The sequence below is a fragment of the Fibrobacter sp. UWB13 genome, assembly GCF_900177805.1.
GTDB lineage: Bacteria > Fibrobacterota > Fibrobacteria > Fibrobacterales > Fibrobacteraceae > Fibrobacter.
Window position 1 is genome coordinate 156,576 of the sequence record NZ_FXAX01000005.1, and the last position, 14,515, is coordinate 171,090.

Here is a 14,515-nt window from a genome sequence, read left to right on the forward strand (position 1 = left end):
TGGCTCCACAAAACCAAGCATGAACACACCAGTGTTCTTCCTAACTTAACCCAACTATAATATATCCCCGAATGTGAACGTTATCACATAGCAAAGAAGCGGTTTCGTGGACAATTAGTCAACAGGGCATTGGGTGTGAGGTCGGCTCTTCGAGCCTTTGAGGTATGAGGTTTATTTTTTCTATTATTTAACCAATGAATTCCTTGTTAAACAAAGCTATCGCCCAAGAACGCCTCACTCCAACCGAAGGGCTCGAAATCCTGAAAAACGACCCGTGGACTGAAGTCGTCGAAGCAGCCGATACCGTACGTAAATCAAAACTCCCAGGTAACCGTGTCGGTTATACGGCATTCCGCATCGTTAACTACACGAATGTTTGCGAAGTGACTTGCAGTTTTTGCAGTTTTTGCCGCCCTGCAAAGCACCCTGAAGCGTACATTTTAAGTTTAGACGAAATCCGCCAAAAGACAATCGAAGCCAAAGCTAAAGGCGCCGACCAAATTTTTCTGCAAGGTGGCGTTAACAAGGAAATTCCGCTCAGCTATTACACCGACGTTCTCAAGATGCTCACACAAGAATTGGGCGTTAAGGTGCGCGGATTCTCGCCAGTTGAACTTGTCCGCATCGCGGAATTCAACAACATACCGCTCGACGAACTGCTTGACATTTTCAAGGATGCAGGCCTCAGTTCCGTTCCAGGCGCAGGCGCCGAGATTCTCTCCGACCGCATGCGTCAAATTCTGAGCCCCAAGAAGCTCCCCGCGCAGCAGTGGTGCGACACGCTTGCCGCCTGCCACAAAAAAGGCCTCCCCGGCAGCGCAAACATCGTCATCGGCAGCGCCGAAACCGCCGAAGAAGTCATAGAACATTTGGAATACGTGCGCAAAACGCAGGACATCGCGGGCGGATTCAAGAGCTTTGTCGTCTGGACGTTCCAGCCGCAGACCGACAAGTTCCCGATCCGTCACGTACGCGGCGACGAATACCTCAAGCTGCTCGCGCTCAGCCGCCTGTACCTCGACAACGTCCCGCACATTGAAGTTTCGCTGCTTGGCATGGGACTTTCGCTCGGTGAACTCGGGCTGCACGCTGGCGCCGATGACATCAACAGCATCGTCATCGAAGAGAATGTGCTTAAGAATCATGGGCTCACGACCATCGAACAAGCCGAAAATTTCATCAAAAACGCCGGCTTCACCCCCTACCGCCGATCCCTCAACTTTGATTAAGGCAAGTTTTTAATTAGACCATTTTCAGCTCAAAATTATAGGCTTATCCGCCCCCTTTTTGATTAGATTAATAAAAGTGCCACAAGCACAACCACCTCTTTCAAGAAGGAGATTCTTATGAGCTGGGAATGTAAATACCTCAACGAAACGTTCTGCGAAAAACGCAAACAGGAATGCGACCCGGGGGCAAAAGGTTGCGTCCTTCAGGGAAAATTCAGCTTTCCGCTAAAGGAAAAGACGAAATCCGAAAAGAACAGTAAATAAGAGAGATGCCCGCTCGGTGGCGGGCATGACAATACAAAAAAAAGACCCTCTTTCGAGAGTCTTTAAAAGCCGAGGCTTCGCGCAACTTACATTGCAAAATTTCGCAGCCCGCCAATGTCCTGCTTAAATGAGGCGCAGGATTTCTTGAGCGGTCTGTTCGGCAAACGTGTTGTCCTGAACAAAACGGCGCACTTCCGTCGGGTTGATGCGTGCATACTCAGAAAGAGCACGACCAATGCCATTGCGGATGTAGTAGTCGTCGTCCTTTGCGCAAGTGAGACAGAACTGACGCAAAAGCGGCCAGTCCGTGCGGTCCTTGTACTGCACCTGGAAGATGATTGCACTACGGCGAACCCAGATGTTCGGGTCGCGGATCCAGGAGGCAATCTTCGTACGCAGCGCCGGCAGGCGGAGCGCCAAGTCACCCAAGACGCAAGAAGCGAGGGTATCGACCGTGTCGCGCCAGGCTCTGGTCTTGATGAGTTTTTTCAAAAAATTAAGGTGCTGACCACCGAGAAGCCCACGATGACGGAACAGGTAGTCACAGGCCGCGTACTGGAATTCCCTATACGGCTGCGCCCACATGTCCTCGACTCTCGACACGAGTTCGTCCCCGTCCTTTGGCGGGTACTTGTCGAAAATCGGATATGTGACTTCACGACGGGGAACCAATCTGATTCCGAGAAATTCAAATTGCTCCCTAGCCTTCTTAGACATTTCATGCGCTTCTTCTTCATTAGCGATAGAGCGCAAAGCGAGAGATATTTCTTGTGTAAACCGAAGCATTGTACTCCAAAAATAGTCCATAAAGAATTTTTTTTCTAGACCTTGACAAACATTTTTTTCAAATTTTTTTAATTTTTTTCTGAATTTTTTGCAAAAAAAGTGCAAAAAAAACCTTGACAAAGCTAAAAACAGCTAAAAGACCCAGAAATCATGACTGATTCCACTAGAAAAGAGGCTCTTCAAATCACTGAAGTTCCGCCCGAACTGCGTGGTCTTTCCGACGAAGAAATCATTCGCAACTCGGAAAGCAAGGAAAAAAAGTTCATCGGCAAAAAGCACAACGGCGCCAAGCGACCGTCCAAGCGTGAACGTCAAAGACTCAAAGAACAGAGCGAAAACGCAAAGTTCAATACGCTCGTGGCAAAGTACAACAAGCCGGATAACGCAAAGTCCCGCGAAGCCGAAAGCGATGCCGAAATCAAGAGTATCCTAAAGAAAATCGCCACGAACGCCGCTCCAAAGGCCGATGACGCCGAAGTCAAGAAAATCATCGCTAAAGCAGCCCCCGCCGAAGCTCCGAAGCGCGTGCTTACAAGTGTTCTCTCCGAACCGCCCAAGCCGCCTTCAGGCCGCGTCCTCAAGGGCTCGTTCGGCGCAAAACCGGGCGACAAGCCAAAGACCGTGATTGTATCGGCAGCCGACCTCGCCCGCCAGCGCATCGAAGAACGCGCAAAGAAGATCCGCGAAGCGCTCATGGCAAAGAACAAGGCTTTACACCCAGAAGCCGCAGCAGAAATGCCGGTCAAGCGCCCCCGTGGTCGCCCCCGCAAGAACCCGCTCCCACCGCCTCCGGCAGAATAAGTTTCCCAGCCCGCCACCACAAGTGCGCGGGCATTTTTTTTGACCGAAAACGCAGTTCCGCGCAGCCCTGCGAAAAACAAAAAGACCTTCCGCTTTCACGAAAGGTCTTTTGAGAGGCAACGGGCGGACTCGAACCGCCGAATAAGAGTTTTGCAGACTCGCCCCTTACCAACTTGGGTACGTCGCCATAATTGCAGACGCAATATAAGTATTTTAAGCGGACCTTACAAGGGGTAAGATCAAAAAAAGTGAAATTTTTTAATTTTTAGCCGTGAATTTCACCCAAATGAAGACAAAATTGCTTGCAACGCTCGGCGCCCTCTGGATGAGGAGCCTCCGCATCCGCCTACGCGTGCCCGACGACTTCCGCCCGGGAATCCTTGGACTTTGGCACAAGGATCTGCTTGCAAGCACCGCCGCCTTCAAGGATAAGAACGTTCACATTCTCGTCTCGCAATCAAACGACGGTGAATTCTTCGCCCAGGCAGCCAAGCAGCTCCATTACGAAGTTACCCGCGGTTCCGACACGCACGGAGCCACAAACGTCCGCCATTTGCTCAAGTCACTCAAAAACGACCGTTTTGTTGGCATGGCACTCGACGGTCCGCACGGCCCCGCTCTCCAGGTAAAACCGGGTTCCCTATGGCTTTCTAAGGCGAGCGGTCGCCCTCTTTGGCTTTTTTGCATCAAGTATGGCAGGCATTTTCGCTTAAATGGATGGGATAATTTCATAATTCCTCTTCCATTGACAGCAATTGACATCGAAATTAAGTATCTTTTGCCCGAAAATAATTCAAAAAAGGAAACACAGCCGTGATAGCACTACCACCAAAATTTGTCGCATTCGACTTAGAAACGACTGGTCTTGTCAACCGTAAAGACGAAATCATTGAAATCGGCGCCGTAAAGTTCACCGTAGAAGTGAAAAACGGACGCGTCGTACCGAAACTCATCTCGGAATTTGACACGCTCGTAAAGCCCAATATGCTCATCCCCGCCGAAGCCACAAACGTGAACCACATTACCGACAAGATGGTCGAAAACGCACCGCCCGTCGGAGAAGCCCTCAAGCAGTTCACCGCATTCTGCGGCCCTGGCTCCATCTTGCTCGCTCACAACGCAAACTTCGACGCCAGTTTCTTGCGCACCGCCTACGAGCAGAACCCGCAGTTCACGCCGGGCAACCCCGTCGTCGATAGCCTTGCTATTTCCAAGACCATCATGCCGGAACTCGCAAACCACAAGCTCGGTTTCATGGCAAATATGTTCATGAAGCGCGGTGAAATCTCAATGACCATCGATGAAGAAAAGATGCACCGTTCCGTGTACGACTGCGAAATGCTCATGGAAGTGTTCGTCGCCCTCCTCCGCCGCCGTCTCAAGGAGAAGGAATGGGAAATGGGCAGCATCATGCAGGCCATGGCGAAGTACAAAGGCGTCCCGCAGTTCATTAGAAAGTAGTCTTACAGTACTGTCATTCCCGGCGCCTGTCCTCGCTTGACGGGGATGACCGGGAATCTCCTTTTACAAAACCAGCCCCGGTCACCACGCCGGGGTATTTTTGTTGCACATTACGAATCAGCAACATAAACCTTAACTGGATTCTTCGGGGCTACCCCCTCAGAATGACAATGCATACAATCAATAAATACACAAAAGACCGCCATGCGGAGCATAGCGGCTTTCGTTAAACTTTTAATCTAAGAAATTAGATGCCGAGTTCCTGAGCAACAGCCTGGATACCAAGCTTGTTGATCGTACGGAGACCAGCAGCGCTAACGCGGAGCGTGACCCAACGATCTTCTTCAGGAATGTAGAAGCGCTTCTTCTGGAGGTTCGGAAGCTGCTTCATCAACTTCTTACGGTTAGAGTGGGAAACCATGTTACCCACGAGACCGGCCTTGCCGGTAACTTCACAAATGCGGCTCATATTAAACTCCGTTGTTTTTACAGGCAGCAATTTTAGCTAAAAATTCTGGAACTGTCAAGGCTAAAGTTAATCTTGCAATGCTTTTGGCAAGTTAAACTTCGTATTTTCCACTAATTTTACAAGATTTTGCACTTCAACCGGTCCAAATTTTTCTTTCAGCCAGTCGACGACACCCTGAACTAGCACTTCCGGTGCGCTCGCACCGCTCGAAATACCGACCGAACCAATTCCTTCAAACCATGCCGGATCAAGGTCATTCACGTCCGCAATCAAATGGCTCGGGAGTCCCTGTTCCAGTCCAAGCTCCATCAAACGCGAAGAATTAGAGGAATTCTTGGCTCCAACGACCAAGAGCATGTCGACCACAGAGCACAGTTCGAGAACCGCCGCCTGGCGATTGCCCGTCGCATAGCAGAGATCCCCCGCCTCCGGTCCGATGATTTCCGGGAAGCGGCGCTTAAGCGCCTCAATAATCTTGCGCGTTTCCGCCACAGAAAGCGTCGTCTGCGTGATATAGGCAAGTTCCTTGTCTGCAGGCACTTCTACTGTTTCCGCATCCTTTTCGTTCCTGATAAGCGTAATTGCGCCTTCCGGAAGCTGCCCCAGCGTACCTTCCACTTCAGCATGACCAGCATGACCAATCAAGATGATATGGCGCCCCGCATTGTAATGGCGTTTCGCGCTGAAATGTACCTTGAGCACCAGCGGGCAACTCGCATCGAGCACCTGCAAATTACGGGCTTTAGCCTCTTCATAAATATGTTCAGCTACACCATGCGCCGAGAAAATCACCACGGATCCCTCCGGTACTTGGTCGAGTTCATCAACAAAAACAACGCCTTTACCCTTGAGAGTATCCACAACAAACTTGTTATGAACAATTTCATGGCGCACATATATCGGCGTACCAAATTTTTCAATAGCCTTTTCGACCACATGAATAGCACGATCCACACCGGCACAAAAACCACGAGGCGTAGCCAAAACGATTTTTTTCATAGTTTACCTAATTTACTTTAACAAATTTTTCAAGAACTCAAGCAATTGCTGGTACGAATCACTAATCTTCGCACTTTCATGAGCCAGGAACGTCTGCACCAAACGGATATCCGGCTTATTGCGCCTAGAATATTCCGCAGCCGATTGCAACTGGGCAATAACGCCTTCACGTACAAGCGTTGCAACCGCCTCTTTTTGTCCCTCGGCATACGGACCAACACACGTAGAAACACCACTCTGAAGCGGCTCCCAAAAATCGTGAACACCAAGTCCACGCGCAAACGAACCACCAATAACAGCCGTTCTAGAAACCGCCAAAACTTCTTTTGTCTTGCCAAACTCGCTCACAATCGAAACCGCGCCCTTCTGCACCAGCGGCCAGTCGACAAGAGGAATTCCCTGTTCACTAAGTTCCTGACGGAACTCTTCCACTTCGGGCAAACGACGCGGCATCAGCACCACAGATTCTCCACGCTTGATCGAAGAAAGAACCATGCGGCTAAGGCTCGACACCTCCTGAATGTGCATCGAGACAAACACCGTATCGACCGTCGGATTTTCAGGGGCAGAAACAGCCTTGTTCAAGCGCACCCACGGCAAAAGTTTCCAATCACCGCCAATCATCATCCGCGAATTACTCGCTCGCGCAGAAACGCTAAAGAAGCGCGACAAGTCCGAACCCGTTTGCATGCTCACAAAGCCAATGGCGGCATAGTCCATTCCCGGAACCGCGTGATGGAAGCGCCCAGAGACAAGGGCTACAGGCGGTCTCGTCGAAATACGCAACATCGAAGAGAGGTAGCCCGGCCAAAGCTCATTTTCGGCAAGAATCAACCCCATCGGCTTCACAGACGAAATAAAGGACTTCATCGTTGCAGGGGCATCCACAGGCGCAATGTGAGCGACCACATCCACCCCCGATTCCTTAATAAACGAAACGACCTCTACCTTCTGCGTCGAGAGCAAAAGACGCGGGCAATTCGGCAAGTCCTCCTTGAGGCACTTCGCCAAATTCAAGAGCATCTTGCATTCACCAAGACTCGCGCCGTGCATCCAAAGGAAAGGTCCCTTAGGCCACGGACCGCGCAAGCGCTCGTTCATATGGTACTTATTTTCTATAACAGGCACCTTGGCTGCAGCTTTGGCTACAGATCCGAGAGCCTCACGCGCAATGTCAAATACCTTAAACATAGAAAACCGCCACTTTCCTCAATATCAATAATAAATTACAAAAGAAAAGCCACAGCCATGTCGAAGAATCTGCAAAAAACGCCAGCCAAAAGGTTCTTTGCGCGGGAACGTGTTTAGAATCACAAGAAGAAGCGCCCAATGCGCTTAAACGCGGGACAAAAGCTGGAGTTTCGCGAGCCCAACAGCGCCACACATCGCCAAATTTCTGTTCCAAGAAGCGGTCTTCAATTCGCGAAAGCGCCACTTCAAAAGCAACCACGACAAGCATAAACGCGACCACCCAAAGCGAAACGCCTAGATGGAAAAACGCGACCCCGAGCGCAAAGCCCGTATTGGAAATGTAAAGCGGATGACGAACACGAGCGTAAGGACCGCAAGTCACAAGCGCATCCGCGGCATGGACATGCCCACGAGTATGTTCGCCAATAAAACGCCTTGACAGCACTCGTAAAAAAGCACTTACAACGTAAATCGGAATCGCAATTAGGGTACTAGGGGTTAAATCGCCCGGAGGCGCACAAACAAGAGCAACAGCAATGACGCCCAAGATGTATCCGCGATAGCGATACAAGAACGCAGAAATTTTATTTTCTGCATTAGGCATCGCCCATCTCCACAACATTAAAACGTTGTTCAAGTTCACGAGAAAGGACATCGTGGCTCACGAGCACCACCCACTTGTGCAAGAGTTCAGCCGTATCGAGGAACGCTGTCAAAAGCAATTCGCGGTCCGCAAGCGCCACAGATGCAAACGGTTCATCGAGCAAAATCATGGAACTGTCAGAGGCAAGCGCCCAAGCTAAGGCAACGCGAGCACGTTCTCCGCCCGACATTCCCTCCTTAGCCATTATTTTATCCACTCGCGCGGCATGCGCAAATTCGATGACTGCCGCAGAATTCGTTTGTGCAAGCAATTTTTGCAACAAGTGAATTGGAGGGAGTTCTAAATCTTGAGCGACAAAAAACACGTTGTTTTTTAAGGGGATCGAACTTAAAATTTTTCCATAGTCCCATTCCTCAAGACCAGCAATCAAGCGCAACAGCGTCGACTTGCCAACACCATTTCGTCCACGGACAAGCACCGGCTTTTTCGTATTCCAACAAAGCGAAAAATTGCTAAAGAGCGTTTCAAAAGCCCCTTCATACGCAAAGTCGCCATGCGTAATTTGCAAGTTGTCTGAATTTGGAGAATACGCCTTTTCTGCAGAACTGGAATCCGATTTTTTCGAAGGCAACGTTTCGAACTTTTCCAAAACGCTAAGTGCACTCATCGCAGACCTTGCCTGCGGCATCACGCGAGCACATTCCTTCACAGGCTTGTAACAAAGTAGAACCGCCGAGCAGTAAAGCACAAGTCCCGTTCCGTCCATCCAGCCCTCCGAAATCAGTAGCGCACAAAACGCAAGCACAAAGACCATCGCCAAGACCGACACAGTTTCCGTAATCAGAGAAAGCACGCCCTTGCGGAGCGAAACATCAAGACCATCGTCCCTGAGATCGCGAACTCGAGCGATCAAGTCATTCGAAATTTCCTTACGTTCATAACGAGAACTCCAGCGACGGAAAAGTTTACGAGCAAGATAAAGCGAACCGCGAAAATCCGAGCGTTCCGTCAGGATGAGCTCTTCGGCAGGACCCATTTTGTGTAAACGGCGCTGCATCCAGCCCACCAGCGGAACAACCACAACAAAAAGGAATAACGTCAACGGCCAAGAAATGTAGAACAGCACCGGCAAAAAGACCAAAAGCTGGAGTACCGCCTGAACCGCCTGGAAAAACACGCCTCCATTCGATTGCAAAACAACCACCGATTCGTAAGCAGCCTCAACTTTGGATTCGCCCTCCGGCGTATGGAACACTCGCGGCGAGAGCGAACGGAGCGTATGTAGGAACCAACCCATTACCAGGCAACCCGCGCCAAAAAGCCATTTTTCGGAAATGTTCATTTTCCAGGCAAAAAACGCAAAACGGAGCGCCGTAAGGACGACCATCAGCACAAGCCACCCGGAGAGTGAGAAAATCGGTTTGCCTTGGAGAATATCCATAAATGAGCGAATGCCCCAAAGCAAAGCCGCATCGGCAGCACTCGCAAGCAAAGCCACCGGCAAAAAGCGGAAAACGCCTCGCCAAAGTATCTTTTTTAGCCTTTTTTTCAGAATCACGAGAGAAAAAATAAAAAAATCAAACAAAAACCCTTGACATTTTCCTATAAACATCTATATTTGGCGCACACAAAACGCCCCTATCGTCTAGTGGCCCAGGACTCGGGATTTTCATTCCCGCAACAGCGGTTCGAAACCGCTTGGGGGTATAAAAAAGTCAACCGCAAGGTTGGCTTTTTTTGTAACCGCCTCAAGCGGTATAAAAAGAGCTCAACGCAAGTTGGGTTCTTTTTTTATACCCTCGAGCAAACCGCGACACAGGGTATAAAAAGGCTCATCGAAAGATGAGTCTTTTTTTCAACCTTTTAAAGGGTATAAAAAAGATCAACCGCAAGGTTGTTTTTTTTTTTCAATCCATCCATGGTATAAAAAGCCAGCTAAAAAAAATCGCACGCCCTTAAAAAAATTATCAATCCACCCTTGACAATATTTTATAAAATCCTATATTTGTCCTCACACAAAACGCCCCTATCGTCTAGTGGCCCAGGACTCGGGATTTTCATTCCCGCAACAGCGGTTCGAAACCGCTTGGGGGTATAAGGAAAAGGCTTGCTTCTTAGCAAGCCTTTTTCGTTACTCTCGAGCAAACCGCGACACAGGGTATAAAAAGGCTCATCGAAAGATGAGTCTTTTTTTCAACCTTTTAAAGGGTATAAAGGAACCAGCTGAAAAGCCGGTTCTTTTTTTATACCCACAAGCCAACCGCGACAAAGGGTATAAAAAAGATCGACTGAAAAGTCAGTCTTTTTTTTGTAACCGCAAAAAGCCACGTCGCGCGCCCCATAAACGGGAAGTCGCCCTCGAATGGAGGGCGACAGTATTTTACGAGTTGGAATGAGAGACTTCTGAATAAACTCCTAATACACCAAAACCGTTCCTTACGGTTCCTATTGTCTCGTTTATTTCGTTAAATTCATAGAAGGGCGCTTGAAATTGCGCAAACAAATCAAAGCTCCCCTCTGATACGTTCACGTAAATAAATATAGCATAATTTTTTGAAAAGAATACATTTTTATTACAAAATTTCATTTTTTGACCACAGAAGTGCTAAAAATTACCATTTTTTCGTATAAATTTTCTTTAAAATTCCGAAAAAAGACCGCGACGAGCAAGGAAAAAATGATTTTTCGAAAATTTTTTTGCGTTTTTATGTGTCTCCCTCCCCAAAGGTGAGAGAGGGATTAGACAAGACGTTCACTTCGTTTCACGTCTTGCCCTACGGGTTACGGCCAGAGGCCGTAATCTCAAACTCGCCTGCGTTCGCTTCGCTCTCGGCGAGTTTGTCGAACCCTCTGCGAGGGTTCGGAAACACAAACCCTATGAAACAAATAAGGAACCCACAAGGGGTTCCTTATTTGTTTCAAGGAGAGAGAGGGATTCGAACCCTCGGTCCTGTGACAGACTCCGGATTTCGAGACCGGCCCATTCGACCACTCTGGCATCTCTCCGAGGTTTGCATAATATAGTATATTTCATTTAAACTGTCTATGTTCATTAACTATTTCTGACAATCTTTTACTCCCTTTTATACAATTATTTTTTTGCAATGAGTCCATCCCATAAATTACATTTCCAATAACACCATAAATTCTATTTTGCTTATTTCAGAGAGCGACCTTTTAAAAACCTTTGATTTCAAACCTTTATTTTCTACATTTGGCGCAAAATTAAGGGGACCCAACAGACTTCAGGTTTATAAGTGCGAGTGCACTTCGGGGCTTATTGAATGCTCGATTCGAGCAAAGTGATGACGCGGCATGTGCTGCAGATGAAGTTTACGGATCCCGAAGGTGACTTATGGCAGAAGATATTTCTTGCGGCCCGGAAATCGACGTTCCGGAAAATAATGACAACTCTAAATTGCAGCTCGAAGCAGATGCGTTCTTGAACGCCATCGCAGGCGGTGCAGACGAAGACCAGGCTGACGAAGCCGCATTCTTTGCTGCAAATCCGGACGGCATTGTCGTTGATGATAACGGCGAAGTTCTGGAATCCGGCGCAAATTCCAAGATTAAGAAAGGCGAAAAAGTCGAATTTATCGACGATGACGAAGCAACATGCGAGCAAGAAAAGCCCGCTGAAACAGAAGACTCTGCAACAGTCGCGACTGATTCGGCAACCTTAAACGAAGACTCCACAGACGAAGAAGATGTCGGCGACGAATCCTTGGTGACGTTCGACGATCTCGGTCTCTCTCCGGAAGTTCTTGAAGCGGTCAAGCTCGCAGGCTACGAAACGCCCTCGCCCATCCAAGCTAAGGCCATCCCGGCGCTTTTACAGGGCGCAAACCTTCTCGGAACAGCACAGACAGGTACCGGCAAGACGGCAGCATTCTCGCTCCCGCTCCTTTCGCGCATCAACTTTAACGGACGCGAAACGTCCATGCTCGTGCTCACGCCGACACGCGAACTTGCGATCCAGGTTTCGGATGCCATCCAGCAATACGCCGTCAAGATGCAGAACGTGACGGTTGTTCCGGTCTATGGCGGTCAGGATATCGCCATCCAGTTGCGCGCCCTCAAGCGCAAGGCTAGCATCGTCGTTGCCACACCGGGTCGTTTGATAGACCATATCAAGCGTGGTTCTATTTCTCTCGGAGCCGTCAAAGCAATCGTCCTCGACGAAGCTGACGAAATGCTCGACATGGGCTTTATGGAAGACGTGGAAACCATCCTCAAGGAAATCCCCGCCGACGCCCAGCGCGCCCTCTTTAGCGCCACCATGCCGGACAGCGTCAAGAAGATTATCGACCAGCACCTGGGCGAATACGAAGAAGCTCGCATCGAAGGCAAGACGACCACGGTCGAAAACATTTGCCAGCGCTACTTGCTCGTGAAAAACGAACACAAAATCGAAGCGCTCGCCCGCGTGCTCGAAGGCGAAGAATTTGACGGTGTACTCATTTTCGTGCGCACCAAGCAGAACACCACCGAAGTGGCAGAAAAGCTCGAAAGCCGCGGATTCAACGTGGCCCCGCTTAACGGCGATCTCGCCCAGTCCATGCGCGAACGTACCATCAACCGTCTTAAGATGGGCAAGCTCGATATCGTCGTCGCAACAGACGTCGCCGCCCGCGGTATTGACGTGGACCGCATTTCGCTCGTTGTGAACTACGACATTCCGTACGACACGGAATCTTACGTGCACCGCATTGGCCGTACAGGCCGTGCAGGCCGCAGCGGTAACGCCATCTTGTTCATCACACCGCGTGAAAAGCGCATGCTCAAGACCATCGAAAAGGCAACGCGCCAACCAATTGACGTGATGGAAATGCCGACCTCCGATCAGATCAGCAAAAAACGCGTCGAAGCATTCAAGGCTAAAGTCAAGAGCGTTGTAAGCTACGGTGAACTAGACCAGTTCAAGGAACTCGTCCGCGCACTCGCCGCAGAAGGCTGCAACATGAAGGATGGCGTTGCCCTCGAAGATGGAACGGTCAACGAAATGACCGCCGAAGACATCGCAGCAGCAGTCATCAAGATGTACCAGAAAAAGCAGCCGCTCTTCCCGAACCTCCCGCCGCTCGAAGCTCCGAAGGAACGCCGCGAAAAAGTCCGCACGGGCAGAGACTTCCTCGGCAACAGCGAAGATTTCGGCCTCAACAGCGAAGAACAAAAGCGCATGCGTAAGGAACGCAAGGAAGGCTTGAACGGCGTCGAAGAAGGCTTCTTGCGCTACTATCTTGGCGTCGGTCGCATTGACCACGTTACCCCGCGCGACATCGTGGGAGCAATCGCTGGCGAAGCAAACATCAACAGCAGCAACATCGGCCGTATCAAGCTCTTTGACAAGTTCAGTACCGTTGAACTCCCGAACACGCTCCCGCAAGACGTTCTCGACATTTTGTCCGAAATGACAATCCGCGGTAACGACGCCCGCTTCCGCGTGATGACCGACGAACCTCCCGAGGGTCCCGCACCGGGAACAAGGCCGCACGCCAGCCGCGAAGAACGCCGCAGTTTCCATCGCGACCGCAAGGGAGGCTTCCACGACGAAGAACGTCGTGGCGGATTCCGCAAAAATCGCGAAAGCGGCGACCGCTTTGGCGACAAGCCTTTCGAGAACCGCAAGGCACGTCGCGAACGCCAATTCGCCGACCGCAAGCCAGGCAAGTTCGAAGACAAGCCCTTCCGCAAAGACCGCGATGAACGCAGCTTTGGCGACAAGCCGTTCCGCAAGACGCGCCGCTTCGGAAGAGTCTAATAGACTCAAAAAAAAATTTCACGGAGTCCTTCGGGGCTCCGTTTTTGTTTCATCTGGATGAAAATGGCACGCTAATTAAGGCTAAAAAAAAAGAGCCCGTTTCCAACAATAACGGACTCTCTTTAAATCAACCGGTTAAAGGACATAGCTCAGCAACCGATTAAAAATAGCGTAACGCTAGAGACCAGCAGGAGAATGCCCCAGGCAGTTTCCACGATGGGTCCAACCTTTTTGATTTCATTTTCGTTGTCTTTCATTGTCTTATCCTCACTATACCCCGAGGCCTGCGACATCGCCTGCCTACAATTCTAAACTACAATTCCTGCGGGCGCGCGGAGTATACATTTTGGATATTTTTATGGACTTTTTATCAATGTGCCAGGTTGGAATATTCAGCATCCGAATATTGCAGGTCCGCATAACGGCGCGGTTTCCAGCGCGACAGTGTGCGAACAAAGAAACACAAACAACATAGAAAACTGATTAGATAAAAGAAAGGACCCCTCGAGGATTTCCTCAAGGGGCGTGAGCCGCAAGCGGCATGTACTGACATGCCGTGGCGGCGAGAGCGAGCGCCTCGACGGAGTCCCGGCAGGACACCGGCGCGAGCGGTTGCGCGTAAAAACGAAGAGGCCCCCTGCCGTCTTGGCAGGGGGCCTCGAGAATCCAGCGGCGACCTACTCTCCCGGACCCGGGGGCCAGGTACCATCGGCGATCTGAGGCTTAACTTCCGTGTTCGGGATGGGAACGGGTGTGACCCTCACTCGATAACCGCTGAAACAATCTCTGTGACATGGAAACTCAATCAAGCTTCAGTGCTGAAGCGTAGTGGGTTCGGGCTGCTCACGCAGCGGATGAACCAAATCGTTGAAAGAAAGGAAAAGCGTCTCACGGGCTATTAGTACCGCTCGGCTCAACGTGTCGCCACGCTTACACCTGCGGCCTATCGA

The 14,515-nt window shown here is 50.0% G+C and carries 12 protein-coding genes, 4 tRNA genes and 1 rRNA gene; 8 read left to right on the forward strand and 9 right to left on the reverse strand.

What is annotated here, in order from left to right:
* Window positions 1–194 precede the first annotated feature (194 nt).
* On the forward strand, window positions 195–1,229 hold the full coding sequence (locus tag B9Y77_RS14985) for a radical SAM protein (protein ID WP_085492238.1): 1,035 nt from the start codon (window positions 195–197) through the stop codon (window positions 1,227–1,229).
* A 117-nt stretch (window positions 1,230–1,346) separates the two neighbouring features.
* Window positions 1,347–1,493 (forward strand): hypothetical protein, encoded by a 147-nt coding sequence (locus B9Y77_RS16095; RefSeq protein ID WP_176221784.1) that lies wholly within the window; start codon window positions 1,347–1,349, stop codon window positions 1,491–1,493.
* Window positions 1,494–1,616: 123 nt separating this feature from the next.
* On the opposite strand, the gene B9Y77_RS14990 is transcribed toward B9Y77_RS16095, so the two are convergent.
* Window positions 1,617–2,279: a DNA alkylation repair protein gene (locus B9Y77_RS14990; RefSeq protein WP_014546605.1), complete on the reverse strand. Its 663-nt coding sequence runs from the start codon at window positions 2,277–2,279 to the stop codon at window positions 1,617–1,619.
* Between the two features lie 150 nt (window positions 2,280–2,429).
* On the opposite strand from B9Y77_RS14990, the gene B9Y77_RS14995 reads away from it, so the two are divergent.
* Window positions 2,430–3,080, forward strand: coding sequence for a hypothetical protein (locus B9Y77_RS14995; RefSeq protein ID WP_085492239.1), 651 nt, complete (start codon window positions 2,430–2,432; stop codon window positions 3,078–3,080).
* A 114-nt stretch (window positions 3,081–3,194) separates the two neighbouring features.
* Here B9Y77_RS14995 and B9Y77_RS15000 read toward each other — a convergent pair.
* Window positions 3,195–3,267, reverse strand: a tRNA-Cys gene (locus B9Y77_RS15000).
* Between the two features lie 99 nt (window positions 3,268–3,366).
* Here B9Y77_RS15000 and B9Y77_RS15005 point away from each other — a divergent pair.
* Window positions 3,367–3,897, forward strand: a complete 531-nt coding sequence (locus B9Y77_RS15005; protein WP_254900068.1) for a lysophospholipid acyltransferase family protein — start codon at window positions 3,367–3,369, stop codon at window positions 3,895–3,897.
* Window positions 3,894–4,541, forward strand: a complete 648-nt coding sequence (locus tag B9Y77_RS15010) for a 3'-5' exonuclease (RefSeq protein WP_014546603.1) — start codon at window positions 3,894–3,896, stop codon at window positions 4,539–4,541. Before B9Y77_RS15005 ends, B9Y77_RS15010 begins: the two co-directional genes overlap by 4 nt.
* A gap of 247 nt (window positions 4,542–4,788) precedes the next feature.
* Here B9Y77_RS15010 and rpmB read toward each other — a convergent pair whose 3' ends face one another.
* The 5 genes from rpmB to B9Y77_RS15035 form a co-directional block, all read right to left on the reverse strand.
* On the reverse strand, window positions 4,789–5,010 hold the full coding sequence (rpmB, locus tag B9Y77_RS15015; protein WP_014546602.1) for a 50S ribosomal protein L28: 222 nt from the start codon (window positions 5,008–5,010) through the stop codon (window positions 4,789–4,791).
* 66 nt (window positions 5,011–5,076) lie between these two features.
* Entirely contained in the window at window positions 5,077–6,009 is a 933-nt protein-coding gene (ispH, locus tag B9Y77_RS15020) for a 4-hydroxy-3-methylbut-2-enyl diphosphate reductase (RefSeq protein ID WP_073443406.1), read from the reverse strand.
* A 12-nt stretch (window positions 6,010–6,021) separates the two neighbouring features.
* Window positions 6,022–7,200 (reverse strand): 3-deoxy-D-manno-octulosonic acid transferase, encoded by a 1,179-nt coding sequence (locus B9Y77_RS15025; protein ID WP_085492240.1) that lies wholly within the window; start codon window positions 7,198–7,200, stop codon window positions 6,022–6,024.
* Complete coding sequence (locus tag B9Y77_RS15030; RefSeq protein WP_085492241.1) at window positions 7,193–7,804, reverse strand: methyltransferase family protein; 612 nt, start codon at window positions 7,802–7,804, stop codon at window positions 7,193–7,195. The genes B9Y77_RS15025 and B9Y77_RS15030 overlap by 8 nt, the downstream gene beginning before the upstream one ends.
* Complete coding sequence (locus tag B9Y77_RS15035; protein ID WP_254900069.1) at window positions 7,797–9,362, reverse strand: ATP-binding cassette domain-containing protein; 1,566 nt, start codon at window positions 9,360–9,362, stop codon at window positions 7,797–7,799. Before B9Y77_RS15035 ends, B9Y77_RS15030 begins: the two co-directional genes overlap by 8 nt.
* A gap of 76 nt (window positions 9,363–9,438) precedes the next feature.
* On the opposite strand from B9Y77_RS15035, the gene B9Y77_RS15040 reads away from it, so the two are divergent.
* Window positions 9,439–9,511, forward strand: a tRNA-Glu gene (locus tag B9Y77_RS15040).
* 315 nt (window positions 9,512–9,826) lie between these two features.
* Window positions 9,827–9,899 (forward strand) — tRNA-Glu (locus B9Y77_RS15045).
* 826 nt (window positions 9,900–10,725) lie between these two features.
* On the opposite strand, the gene B9Y77_RS15055 is transcribed toward B9Y77_RS15045, so the two are convergent.
* Window positions 10,726–10,810, reverse strand: a tRNA-Ser gene (locus B9Y77_RS15055).
* Between the two features lie 349 nt (window positions 10,811–11,159).
* On the opposite strand from B9Y77_RS15055, the gene B9Y77_RS15060 reads away from it, so the two are divergent.
* A complete protein-coding gene (locus B9Y77_RS15060; protein WP_254900070.1) occupies window positions 11,160–13,565 on the forward strand; it encodes a DEAD/DEAH box helicase in 2,406 nt (801 codons plus the stop codon).
* Between the two features lie 664 nt (window positions 13,566–14,229).
* On the opposite strand, the gene rrf is transcribed toward B9Y77_RS15060, so the two are convergent.
* Window positions 14,230–14,344 (reverse strand): 5S ribosomal RNA (rrf, locus tag B9Y77_RS15065).
* Window positions 14,345–14,515: the final 171 nt, after the last annotated feature.